The organism is Novosphingobium sp. BL-S-21 (assembly GCF_055521655.1).
Genome location: NZ_JBVFVP010000003.1, coordinates 60,788 through 72,879 on the forward strand (window position 1 = coordinate 60,788; position 12,092 = coordinate 72,879).

The 12,092-nt window shown below is 62.2% G+C and carries 8 protein-coding genes and 5 pseudogenes; 9 read left to right on the top strand and 4 right to left on the bottom strand.

The window, feature by feature from the left end; all coding sequences use genetic code 11:
- Window positions 1–315 precede the first annotated feature (315 nt).
- From ACZ1J6_RS22820 to ACZ1J6_RS22840, 5 genes are all read left to right on the top strand, one after another.
- Window positions 316–906, top strand: coding sequence for a hypothetical protein (locus tag ACZ1J6_RS22820; protein WP_465128609.1), 591 nt, complete (start codon window positions 316–318; stop codon window positions 904–906).
- Between the two features lie 155 nt (window positions 907–1,061).
- On the top strand, window positions 1,062–1,676 hold the full coding sequence (locus ACZ1J6_RS22825; protein WP_132269814.1) for a hypothetical protein: 615 nt from the start codon (window positions 1,062–1,064) through the stop codon (window positions 1,674–1,676).
- 80 nt (window positions 1,677–1,756) lie between these two features.
- Complete coding sequence (locus ACZ1J6_RS22830; RefSeq protein ID WP_465128610.1) at window positions 1,757–2,527, top strand: fimbrial biogenesis chaperone; 771 nt, start codon at window positions 1,757–1,759, stop codon at window positions 2,525–2,527.
- A 4-nt stretch (window positions 2,528–2,531) separates the two neighbouring features.
- Window positions 2,532–5,027, top strand: a complete 2,496-nt coding sequence (locus ACZ1J6_RS22835) for a fimbria/pilus outer membrane usher protein (RefSeq protein ID WP_465128611.1) — start codon at window positions 2,532–2,534, stop codon at window positions 5,025–5,027.
- A complete protein-coding gene (locus ACZ1J6_RS22840) occupies window positions 5,024–5,983 on the top strand; it encodes a hypothetical protein (RefSeq protein WP_465128612.1) in 960 nt (319 codons plus the stop codon). The genes ACZ1J6_RS22835 and ACZ1J6_RS22840 overlap by 4 nt, the downstream gene beginning before the upstream one ends.
- A gap of 13 nt (window positions 5,984–5,996) precedes the next feature.
- On the opposite strand, the gene ACZ1J6_RS22845 is transcribed toward ACZ1J6_RS22840, so the two are convergent.
- The 3 genes and pseudogenes from ACZ1J6_RS22845 to ACZ1J6_RS22855 form a co-directional block, all read right to left on the bottom strand.
- Window positions 5,997–6,431, bottom strand: a complete 435-nt coding sequence (locus ACZ1J6_RS22845) for a hypothetical protein (protein WP_442045117.1) — start codon at window positions 6,429–6,431, stop codon at window positions 5,997–5,999.
- 418 nt (window positions 6,432–6,849) lie between these two features.
- Window positions 6,850–7,167, bottom strand: a pseudogene (locus ACZ1J6_RS22850) (tyrosine-type recombinase/integrase); the annotation flags it as partial.
- A gap of 6 nt (window positions 7,168–7,173) precedes the next feature.
- A pseudogene (locus ACZ1J6_RS22855) lies at window positions 7,174–7,380 on the bottom strand (type IV toxin-antitoxin system AbiEi family antitoxin domain-containing protein); the annotation flags it as partial.
- On the opposite strand from ACZ1J6_RS22855, the pseudogene ACZ1J6_RS22860 reads away from it, so the two are divergent.
- A pseudogene (locus ACZ1J6_RS22860) lies at window positions 7,315–7,796 on the top strand (integrase); the annotation flags it as partial. The pseudogenes ACZ1J6_RS22855 and ACZ1J6_RS22860 overlap by 66 nt on opposite strands.
- 276 nt (window positions 7,797–8,072) lie before the next feature.
- Here the strand turns inward: ACZ1J6_RS22860 and ACZ1J6_RS22865 are convergent.
- Window positions 8,073–9,182 carry an ATP-binding protein gene (locus ACZ1J6_RS22865; RefSeq protein ID WP_465128832.1) on the bottom strand — a complete coding sequence of 370 codons (1,110 nt, stop codon included), beginning with the start codon at window positions 9,180–9,182 and terminating at the stop codon, window positions 8,073–8,075.
- Between the two features lie 703 nt (window positions 9,183–9,885).
- Here ACZ1J6_RS22865 and arsC point away from each other — a divergent pair.
- From arsC to ACZ1J6_RS22880, 3 genes and pseudogenes are all read left to right on the top strand, one after another.
- Window positions 9,886–10,300 (top strand): annotated as a pseudogene (gene arsC / locus ACZ1J6_RS22870) (arsenate reductase (glutaredoxin)).
- The gene (locus ACZ1J6_RS22875; protein WP_132269829.1) at window positions 10,297–10,833 is read left to right on the top strand and encodes a GNAT family N-acetyltransferase; all 537 of its coding nucleotides are present in this window, start codon (window positions 10,297–10,299) and stop codon (window positions 10,831–10,833) included. The pseudogene arsC and the gene ACZ1J6_RS22875 overlap by 4 nt, the downstream one beginning before the upstream one ends.
- 27 nt (window positions 10,834–10,860) lie before the next feature.
- A pseudogene (locus tag ACZ1J6_RS22880) lies at window positions 10,861–11,366 on the top strand (NAD(P)H-dependent oxidoreductase); the annotation flags it as partial.
- Window positions 11,367–12,092: the final 726 nt, after the last annotated feature.

Sequence of the window (12,092 nt, forward strand, 5' to 3'; positions counted from 1 at the left end):
GTTTGGGCCAGCGTGAAAACGCGTAACGCAGGCGTGCATTTTAGCTAACATACCGCAGGGCGACGCGGGATTCGATCTCACCAGCGATCAGCCAAGAGTGGCGAAGCCGATGGATTTCGGCGCATATTCGCGAAACTCCCTTCATAGTCATCCTACAAACTGTCCCAAAATGAGCAAAGCTGTCGTTAACTAACATTTAGCAATTGCTTACGGTGCTTAGGCTTTCTAAGCCCCCGACGGCGCCCGGTGCGGGGCGTACTGATGTGGACGACAGGGGCTACTCATGCCGTTCACACATTAAGCGGGGGCTTGATGATGATTGACTATTCATGGCGGCTGTCGCTTGCCGCCATCAAGGCCGGCAGCTTATTGCTTGCCGCGTTGCTTGTCATCGAGCCAGCAAAGGCTGCCACGGAGTCCGTGGCGATCGATGTCGTTGCCCGCATCAAGGAACGGTGCGGCTTCGCCGCCAACGGTCCAGCCAGCATCACCGCGCCGCGCGATCTCGAAGGCGCCGCCAACTTCTCTCTGGCAGTTGGGCTCGACTGCAACACACCTTATGCCCTGGGCGTAACGTCGCAGCGCGGCGCGCTGACGAATGTCGATGCGAACGACGACGGCTCGGGCTTTTCCTTCAGCAAGCGCTACCGGGTTTCGGTCATGCTCGAAACCGACAAGGGCGCCGTTCGCAGTGCGCCCTGTGCGTCCGACGAGATGGCGGATGGCGGACGGTGCGCTTTCGCAAGCCTCGTTCCCGGACGCGGCCTCAAGTCCGGCGCCGGCATCAGTGTCGGTCGCAATGCCGTGATCTCGATCGACTGGGCGGCGCAAGCTCTGAACCAGCCCCGCCTTGCGGCGGGCCGCTACAAAGACACCCTCATTCTGGTGGTTGGGCCACGCGCATAATTGCAGTCCAGCCACACGGAGGGCGGAGCGTTGGGTCGACGCACCGCTCAACCATCGGCCGCCTGTCCCGGTAGCCGGTGCAAGTCGCAAGACCCGCGAAAGCGGTCTTCAATTCTCCGACGCGTTCCTGCGTCAAAATACTCAAGGAGTTGAATATGAAGCGTTCGATCCTCGCCGCCAGCGCGGCAGCCGTTTTCGCAGTCGCCGCCGGTTCGGCTAACGCCGCCGATACGCGCATCGACATCAATGCGCAGGTCGACAGCAAGTGCGGCATCTCTTCGCAGGCTTCGTCGATCACCCTGGGCGATCTGACCGATGCCAATGCCAAGGTCCGTTCGACCGTTACCGAAGAAATCGCACAGAAGCTGACCGACGCGCGCGTCGTTGCCTTCTGCAACAACGGCGGCAGCAACGTCCGCGTCGCCCGCGCCGTGCTCGCCCTTGACGGCGCTTCCGGCACCGGCCTCGCCCAGGGCGATTTCGCCCAGTTCATCCGTTACAACCTCGACACCTCAATCAACGGCCTGGCCCTCGACTCGACCTCGACCGACGAAGGCTCGACCGTGGCGCAGCGCTTCGGCGGCCACGACAGCCTCAGCTCGGCCGCTACCCGCGTCCAGTTCGTCAAGGCTGCCAGCCAGGGCGCCGCTGTCGCCTCGTCGAACGGCTCCAGCCGCACCGCCACCAACTGGTCGTCGCTGACCGATCGTCGGCTGGCTGCCGGCAACTACTCGGGTTACGTCTCGATCGAGCTGACCCCGGCTGCCTGATGTTGCTCGGAGGCGGACGCTTGCGTCCGCCTCCAGCTTCTCCTGCCCCTGCCCTTGGCCCTGCTTCCCGAGACCCGCTCATGACCACGCCTCTTCCCCGGCGCGCATTGCGCCCGCTGCTGTCGTTCCTCGCACTGATGGCGACCACCGTCCCCAGCCTGGCTTTGAACGTGCAGCCCGTCGTGGTCGACCTCCAGACGGCAGGTCGCCGGACTTCGGCCATCGTCACGTTGCAGAACACCTTCCCCGAAACCGTGCCCGTCGAAGTGACGGTCCACCCGGTCAATGTCGTGAATGGGGAACTGCGCGAAGCTGAGGACGTCGAAAGCGACGATGTCCTCGTGTTCCCCAGCCAAGCGACCCTTGGCGGCAACCAGTCCCAGGCGTTCCGCGTCCAGTGGATCGGTCAGCCGCTGGAAGGCGAAAGCCGTCATTTCTATGTGACCATCGCCCAGCTTCCGGTTGCCATGCCGGAAAGCCAGAACGCGATTCAGGTCCTCCACCGCTTCAAGGTGCTCGTCAGCGTCGGGACGAACGACGAAGTGCCTTCGCTCAAGATCGTCGAAGCCAAGGTCGGCACGGATGCGGCCGGGAAACCGCAGCCGGTCATCACGATCGCCAACGATGGTGCCAATTACGGCTACGTCGCCACTAACCGCATGACCCTGATCGAGCGGCGCGGGGACGGTTCCGAGGCTTATCGCAAGACTTTCGAACCCGAAGAGATCCGCGAGAGCATGGGCCTCGGACTGGTGCCTTCTAAAGCCAGTCGAATTTTCCCCATCAACGTCGAACTCCCGGATGCCGGCGGCACCCTTTCGGTCGAACTGAATTCAGCCGGAAGCAAATGACGCCGTGGCGAACCGCCGTTCCCTCTATCTCCTAGGCCTTGCGGGCCTGGCGCCGGGATTGACGCTGTTCGGTTCACTCGCTGCCTATGCGCAGACGAATGTGCCCTCGCGGGCCGAAAAACCGACAACGCCGGGCGAACACCCCGCCGTTTCCCCGGAGCGCCTCAACCGAACCGGGCGCGACATCCCCATGGGAGGGCCGCTGTCCGACAACGGCTTCGTCCTGGGCGAGGTGTCCTACACGCTGACCGCAGACGACCGTATATTAGTCGACACCAAGGAGCTGCTTGCCCTGCTGCGCGGCGTCCTCTCCACCGAGGCGTGGACAAGGGTTGCCGCCGGCATCGAAAGCAAGGCTGCAATCTCTACCGGCGACATGCAGGCGCTAGGCATCGGTCTCGCTTACGACCAGGCCAGCCTCGGCCTGCTCATGACGCTGGACCCAACCCTTCGCGTGCGACAATCGATCCGCGTCATGGGCTACGACCCCGTGGCAGGGCCGATCCAGCCTGCTGAAGATGTTTCTGCCTATCTCACCGCCTTCGTTAACAGCGACTACGTGCACAAGGGAAGCCGGACCGGGTTCCAGACCCCGAACATCGTCTTCGACAGCGCGATACGGGTCAGCGGTTTCGTGCTCGAGAACGAAGGCAGTATCCAGGACAGCTTCCGGCGTGAAGGCACCCGTATCGTCTATGACGATGCGCGAGGCACCGCCAGATATACCGCAGGCGATCTGGAACCGGTATCGCGCGGGTTTTCCGGATCCAGCCCGATGGCTGGTCTCTCGCTTTCGCGGGTCTATGCCGACCTCGATCCGCAGCGCAACATCCAGCCGCGCGGTCAAAGGTCGTTCACCCTTACCCGTGCCTCCACGGTGGAAACGATCGTCAACGGGCAATCGGTGCAGGTGACCCGGCTCAATCCTGGTACTTACGACATTGGCGACTTTCCCTTCGCGCAAGGGTCCAACGACGTGAGGCTGATCGTCCGTGACGACAGCGGCCGCGAGAACGTGATCTCGTTTTCTATCAATTTCGATCGGACCCTGCTTGCCGCCGGCCTCAGCGAGTTCGGGCTCTATGGCGGCGTGAAAGCGCCGTTCGGTACAGGCGGCCGCCGCTACAGCGACGATCCGATCGCTTCCGGCTTCTATCGCCATGGCCTGACCGAGGAATTGACGGTCGGAGGAAACTTCCAGCTTCAGCGCCGGGGCGGCGTAGGCGGCGCCGAGGTTGTCTGGGCCTCGCCCGTCGGCACCCTGGCCCTCAACCTCGCCGGCTCGCATAACAAAGACGTCGGCAGCGGCTATGCCGTCAATGTCGGCTACGAGCTTTCGCGCGTTGGCACGGGCGGCAACGCCCGCTCGCTGACAGCTTCCATCCAGGCGACCAGCAGGAACTTCGCGCTGCCGGACAGCCTCTCCGCCAGCAACCCCTACGCTCTGGATCTGGGCGCAACGTACTCCCAATCCCTCGGCGCCGACCACTATTTCAGCCTCGACGGGTTCTATTCGGTTGCTCGCGGCGATCGGAAGGATCAGTCCACCGCCCGCGCCACGTACGGGTGGCGGCCCAACCAGCGTCTGCTGCTGACGGCGGAAGCATCCTACCAGAGCAGCGAACGAAGGTCCGGCCCGGGCGCCCGGGTTTCCCTGATCTACCGCTTCGACCGGAGCTCGAGCGTCACCGCCGATCTCGATAGCCAGCGCGAGCGTGCCCGCCTCAGTTACCAGCGCTCCAGCGGCACCGGCGTCGGATCCTACAATGCCTCGGCAAACATCGACCGGGTCGAGGATTCGGTAGGCGTTAATGCCGCTGCGAACGTGCTCCTCAACCGCGCGGAACTCGGCGCGGCCCACAACACATCGTTTTCGAACAGCGGCGCGATCATCGACCAGCGCACATCGCTGCGCACGGCCTTCTCGGTGGCCTATGCCGGCGGCAGTGTTGCCCTGTCCCGCCCGATCTACGACAGTTTCGCAATCGTGAAGCCCCATGCCTCACTGGAAGGCAAATCCGTCTACATCGATCCCCGCAAGGACGAGTACGTCGCCAGGTCGGGCACGTTCGGCGGCGCGGTCATGTCGCAGTTGACGTCTTATTCTCCCCGGCTGCTGACTTATGACGTGCCCGATGCGCCAGCCGGCTACGATATCGGATCGGGTATCGTCCAGTTCAGGCCGCCCTATCGCTCAGGCCATCTGGTAGAGATCGGGTCGGACTACTTCGTCACTTATACCGGCCAATTGCTGATGCCGAGCGGCGCGCCGCTCGAGTTGGTGGGCGGGAACGCTTTCGAACTCGCGGCGCCTGATCGCAAGCCGGTACAGATGTTCACCAACCGCAGCGGCCAATTCGCTGTGCAAGGTCTGCGTCCAGGCAAATGGCGCATCGAGATGCCCATGAACGATGGCAAGCTCGTCTACATGATCGACGTGACGACAACCGAAGCCGCATTGCAGCGCGGCGGTGCATTGAAGCCCGAGGGAACCCCATGAAGATCGCCGCCACGCTCCTGACCTGCGCCGTCCTCACCCTGGTTCTGCCTGGGGCGGCCAGGGCCAACTGCGCCGATTTCCGCGCCTCCGCGAGCGAACTCACCCTCGACTACGATCCGTTCAATCCGGCCGAAATCGAGCGGAACTTCACCATTCACGTCCGGCGCCTGGATCCGCGCGTCACAGCCGTGCGCCTCGTGCTTGCCAATCCCGGCGCGATCAATCGCGGCGCGGCGCTGGGGCAGAGGGATTCGGTACGCTACGATATCCGCTGGGTGCGCGATGCTGGCCGCATGGTCCTGATCTCCGGCGCGGAACAGCCCAACCCGACCAACGGGGCGGTTGTTCAGTTCGGTGCCGGCGCCAGCGGAGACAACGTCAACGAAAGCTTCCGCATCCAGATACCGGCCGGTCAGGGGATCGTCGCCGGAAACTACTATCAGCCGCTCGAACTGCGGTTCGTATGCCTTGCCGGCCGCGACGAACTTGACCGCGGCATGCAGCTTGGCAGCCAGGTCGCGGTAGATCTGACAGTGCCGGAACGTATCGCCACGTTCGTCGGATCGATGGGTACGCAGCGCGGACGTATTGATTTCGGAGATGTGGACGGCTCCAGCGGCAACGTCATCCGCGGTCTCACGGTGACTGCCCAGTCAACAGTGCCTTACGAAATCCAGGTGGACAAGGAGCGCGGCACCATGAAGCGCTTTGCCGGGGATGACGCCGCTCTTCCCTACGCGCTGAAGGTGTCGGGTTTCCCGGTGGCCGACCGCTCGATGATCGCTTGCAGCCAGACGCCGGCTCCGGGTGGGCGAAGCCATGGCGTGCAGGTGGAACTTGCCGGAAACGATTTGCATCGCCTGCCGGCAGGTCAGTATGCGGACGTCGTCACGCTCACGTTCTCACCCCGCCTTGGGCTTTCGGGGGGCGAGGGATGCTCGTCGGTCCGCCCCTGATAGGCCTTGCAGCTTAAAACACTGCGCCCTTGGGTTCGGCTTCGAGACTGAAGTCCATATCCACGGCCGGCGCCTGGTTCAGGACAAGCCGGAGTTGGCGCTCCCGATAGGCGGGGGTGCGATTATCGACGATTACCGTGTGCGTCTGCGTCGGTGAGAGCGGTACACGAACGCCGCCGACATCCACCCAGGCATCCACCAGTCCGGCAGGATGGTTGAGCGTGATTTTGTAGCCGGCGAGGCTGTTGCACAGTTCGCGCATCGTTCCGAGATCGTTGGCACCGGTTTGGATGGCATGCGCGGGCGGTGCGGAGATGCTGACCTGGCAGACCGTGGGTACGCGGCCGGTAACGGCAATCGAAGCGCCGTCGTAAGCGGTGGCGGAAGCTGCGGGAAAAAGCAGCAAAACTCCCACCAACGCGCAACGTTTCATTCCAGACGTGAGCATATTACCCTCCTGCTGAAATCGACAATCGCGTGCCGAACTGAAATCGACGTAAAGCGGCTTAGTTAACAAGTCCTTTTGGCTATCAAGTCCGCATCAGGGGCAACCTTGGCCGTTCGGGCAGCACAAAGTCCTGCCAAAGCTGCGCTCCGAGCCAGGAGCATCCTAATGCTCGTATGAACACGTTGCCACGAAAGGCGCTTCTGAAAGCTTGAGAGCGGCATCTCAGCACTTGCTTCGCCTTCTTCCTCCATCGGTCATTGCAGCGGCCAGATGAGCTTACACTCGGACCCATTTCAAGCGTCGCTGACTGTGGTCGGCAACGGAAAAACGTCCGCTGAAGGTCGTTTACGGGCGCAGATGCGCCTCCACCGGGTAGGGTCTGGCTCTTCGCTGTAGCGAGGAGCCAGATAGCTTCAGTTTCAGTGCCTTCTGCGAGCTTCAAAGCATCCTCCACGTCCACGCCCCGGTATCTGACCGTGCTTTCAATCTTCATGTGGCCAAGCAAAATCTGGACCGCCCGGAGATTTCCAGTCGCCTTGTAGATGATCGATGCCTTGGTTCGGCGCAAAGAGTGCGTGCCGTAATCTTCGCCGGACAAGCCGATACCGGTAACCCATTCGTCGACAAAGGAAGCATATCGGCGGGTGCTGATGTGGGCTGCGTGATCGGTGCGGCTAGGGAATGCAAAGTCCTCCAAGGATCCACCTCAGAATTCGAGCCATTTGAGTATGGTCAAGCAGGCTTCCAGGAGATGCGTCAGCAGCCTGGGCTTCCGTGTCGTCAGACACTCGAAGATCGTGTCGGCGTGATCAAATGTCGGGCTATTTGGTAGGCCTTCCAACATTTCGACCGTTGCCCGCTCCGCGCCGGCGATCCGTAGAAAATAATCCCACGGCTCACTATTAACGAATCCCTCATCACCGCGTTCCAGGCCGCACCCTCGCCGCACACGCTCTGCGCGCTTCGGTCCGACCTTGAGGCGGTTGACCTGTCGTGCCGGCGCACCCGCCGCATAACGCAGCCCGCCACGCCCGAGGTGATTGCGGACTATCTCGATGCGCGGGCAGAGGAGGGCAGCAAGCCGGCGTCGCTCTCGCGCTACAAGGCCTCGATCGCTCGGGTGCATAAGCTGCTTGGCATCGCCGACCGGACCCGGCGCCGCTGGTCAGGCTGCGGCTCGCAGCCATCAACAAAGCAAAGGGGGTGGCGCAGACCCAGGCGCGGCCGCTGCGAGTCAAGGGGCCGGTGCGGGACATTGCGAGTGATGCGCCGCGCGGGCTCAACATTATTGCACTGCTTGACAGCTGTCCCGACGATATTCCGGGGCTGCGCGACCGCGCGCTGCTGTTGGTGGCCTACGACACCGCTAGCGTTCCTATCCGCGTCTTCACCTGGACATAGAAGCGAACGTCGGCCGTCTGCAGCTCGGCGTCCTAATCGCTTTTCGCCACGACCGCTTCACGCCGGCCTCCCCGCGCGAAGGAGGCAATTGGCGACATAAAGGTGCTGATAGAGAAAGCCGCGATGGACGGATTCGATACGATTGAGTTGCCGCGGATCGAGCACGATCGGCCTTTCGCCTTGCGAGGGTGAAGCTTGCTCCATCGCTGGCTCGTCCCGGCTTTCGAGGTCAGGCATGGATTACCCTTGGCGGCGCATGAACTCGGCGAACAGCGGGACGCTGAAATCGAGATAGCCGTGATCGGTGCTGTAGATCATGCCCTTGGAGATGATGCTCGATCTGGCCGGTCCCAGGGATTTTTGAGTGCGGTCCATGGCTTGGGCAATGTCGGCCATCGCGTAGGGGCCATCGCCGAGTTGGGCCATCGCCTTTACGAACTGGACTTCCGCCTTGGTCAGGCGATCGATCCGCACTTTGAAGAAGCCTTCGTCTAACAGCGCCAGCGTTTCGGCGTAGGAGTGGTCGACATCGGCAAGAGTTATCTCTGGCCCATCCGCGTTGTTCCACACGACCGATGCCCATTCCTGGATGAAGAATGGATAGCCCTTGGTACGTTCAACGATGGCCTGCAGCGCTTCAGGGGCGATGCTGGCCTCTTCTTCGACGATCGGCTTTTCTATCGCCTGCCCGGCTGAGGGCGGATCGAGCGGCCCCACCGCAGGATATTGAAACAGCCGCTCGGCATAGGATTTTGCTTCGCCCGCCAGGCGGGCGATCTGCGGCAGGCCGGCGCCGACAAGAAGAACGGGCAAGCCTTCCTGCGACATTCGGTGCAGCGCGACGATGAGTGCCGAGAGGTCAGATTCGGAAAGATACTGAACTTCGTCGATCAACAGGACCCAGCCACGTTCTGCAGCCTGCGCCGCTTTCCCGATCAGCGTGAAGAGATCCGGCAGGCCGTACTGAAGGTCGCCGGTATCGGCGAGACCCGGCTCAGGATCGACGCCGACTTCGACGCCTGCTATCTCGATCTTGAAGATAGAGGCAAAGTTGCGCAGACCCTTGAGGCCGCGCGTTGCAAGCTGCTTGGCCGTTTCCACCCCGGAGAGCGAGCGCATGACCTTGCGCATCTCGGGATAAAGAAGGCGGGCAAGGCTTTCGCCTTCCGGCGATTCGACCCGCGAAATCAGGAGGCCTTCGCGTTCCGCGTTTCGGCCGATTTCATTGAGCAGCACGGTCTTTCCGGTGCCCCGCAAGCCCAGCAGCATGATCGACCGGGCACTTCGTCCCTTGATCGCTCGCCCAGAGGAAATCCGCGCTGCCTCCAGGATCGCGTCTCGGCCTGCCAGCTCGGGAGGACGGCTGCCGGCGCCGGGCGCAAACGGATTACGGTAGGGATCCGTGTTGTCTTTCGTCGGCTGTCAGAAGTGTCTAGCGCTTTATAGGGCCGACTATCAAAAATTGCTAGACTTTGATAGACATCGCTAGGAGGCCCGCCGTTGTGGCTTCCACTCAAATATGGGAGACGGATCGCACGGTCGGTCGGTGGCCATGCCGCCTGACCGCAAATCAGGTGCTCAGAGACGTCGCCAGGCAGGCGACGCAGCCTCCGTCGTTCCATTTGCGGCAATTGATGATGAATCGACCCCAGTGTCGCCATCGCGCTCCGTTCGTGTCATTCCCGCTGGATCGACGACAAGACGGAACTGGCGCGGCATGCCCGCAGGTGAGGTCAGCGCAAGTTGAGCATGGTCACTGCTGAGGGCGCGCGCGGACGGATACGCGCGTATCCTGCCGGGGGTGGGCGGGTGTGCTGCACTGCCACTGGATGAGGCGCAGATGGCCAGCGCACGAGAAACTTTCCGCCGAATGGCGACGATTACGGCCAAATCGGCTAAGGCGGAAGGCGCGATGCTGCTTTCCGCTGGCGAGTTATCCCGACAGCATGACGCTTGCTCGGCGGAACCTATCTGGCCAAGGATTGCTGCCAGGGGCGCGCCGAACTGTGCGACCCGCTTCTGGCCGAACTTACCTGCTGCTTAAGAGGCAACGATGACCGATGTCGTGATCTACCATAACCCCCTTTTCCGGGACCTCTCGTAATGGCTCGGCCATGATCAGGAATGCGGGCATTGCGCCTCATGCCGTCAGGTACCTGCAGACGCCGCCAAACCGTTCGCTGCTGGTGGAACTCATTGAGCGGGCCGGCATTACGCCACCCGCTTTGCTGCGCGAGACGGGTACGCCCTGTGCCGAACCCGGCCTCGGCGACGAGACTTTGACGGACGAGGCCCTGATCGACGCGATGATGAAGCATTCGATTCTCATCAATCGGCCTCTGGTGGTGTCGCCGCTGGGCGTAGAGCTTTGCCGCCCTTCCGAAGAAGTGCCGGATATCCTGCCGACCGAGCAGCGCGGCACTTTCGTCAAGGGAGACTGCGAAGTTTTGGAAGCAAGCCGGCGATGAGCATCTTGGTTCGCCGGGCAACGGTCGACGATGCGCGCGCCATTGCCGCCATCTACGCGCATCATGTTCTGCACGGCACGGCGACGTACGAAGTCTTGCCGCCGACCGAGGGCGAGACCGTTGAGAAGATCTTGACGGTGTCCGGCCGGGGCTGGCCTTTCCTTGTCGCCTGCGATGGCGGTCAGGTGGTCGGCTATGCCTACGCCACGCAGTTCCGGGATCGACCGGCCTACGCCTATGCCTGCGAGAACAGCATCTACGTGGCGCACGACCGGCGCGGTGGCGGCATCGGCAAGCGGCTGCTCGAGGCCTTGCTGGAAGCCGCTGAGGCCCACGGGTTCCGGCGGATGGTTGCGGTCATCGGCGGGGCGGAGCCTGCCTCTGTAGCCCTCCATGGTTCCTGCGGTTTTGAGCACGCTGGACGCTTGACAGGCATGGGCTGGAAGGCGGGCCGCTGGCTCGACACGGTTTACATGCAGATCGCTTTGGGCAGCGGCATCGCGACCGGGCCCGGTGCTTCCGGCACGGACTGACGGCCATGTCGTTGTTCGAGCGTTATCCCCAGCGACCTGCCGCTGCCCGATCAAATAGCAAGAGACGATCACTCTGCTGTGCATGAATTGCGCGAGCACGCGCTCTGGTCGGAAGGCATGGTCTGGTGCAGCCCAGAGCGCCGCGGCTAAATCAGCGGCATCAAGAAGACGCAGAGTGATCATATGCCGCTCCAAATGTTCTGGATGCTGGCGACGCAGGGACGCTTGTTGTCATGCAGGTGTCCGGCGGCTCGCAATCGTTCAATGCGGTCAATTCGTGGCGCCTGCTAGGTCGCTGGATGCGAAAGTTTACGCCGCAACTAGTCCTCTATTGCGATGGCCTATAGGGAATTTGACGAAGCCAGACGGATGCGAGCGTCGAGTTATTACGAGCGCTGGAGGAACTGGTGCGCTTCACGGTGTCGATGCGGCCGCACTCGGGGCATCTCGTCGAACGCTGTTCCGAACGCAAGGAGGCTGGGCTTCCGGTCGATAGTGCAGCAGATCACTCCGCAATTGCAATCGCGCCTTAATCCTGATGGCCGGCCTGTGCCATCGAATGACCGGTCTGGATCTAAGCGCAATGGGGGTGAATATCTGAGATAAGGCCCAGAGCCGCCGCTCTGCTGTAATTCCGAGGTTCTTGCAACGGCAAGGACCCAGCGCAGTTTCAGATTTCAGTCCCCTCTGCGAGCGTCAACACGTCCACCTCGAGATATCTGACCGTCGCAACGGCAGAGATGGTGCCGTTGTCGCAAGTGAAGCTGCGGTGGAGCCCGCTTATTTCGTTGCAACTGTAGGTCGGGCATGCGGACTAGCGTTGCTTCGACGTCCGCAGGATGAATTCCGACATTAGCCGCACGAGATCGTTACCGCGCTCGTTCAACATGTTGTGGCCGCAGTTCGGCAAGCCGATCAGCCACGCACCCGGTCTCGACTTGGCGATGGCGAGCGCTTTCCTACACGGCGACCCTGAGCGCTGGACGCTCGACCGGAGATCGCGGTTTTCTGCCGTCCTCGGTTTGAAAAGCTATCTCGTTTCTCTAATCGGCCGCCTCCAAGTCTGCGACCGCCAGCAACTCAGTCCTAGATCGCGTTATCTCGGATTCAGAAGGACTTATTGGGGGACCGTCGTTCGGTACGATCGTGACAATCACACGGCGGCGACGGGTCCGAGCCAGTGTTCCGTCGTCCCTCAGGCTCAGGACAAAATGTGCCTCCCAAACCTTGTCGACCTGGGGCGCAGCTATCGGCAGTTC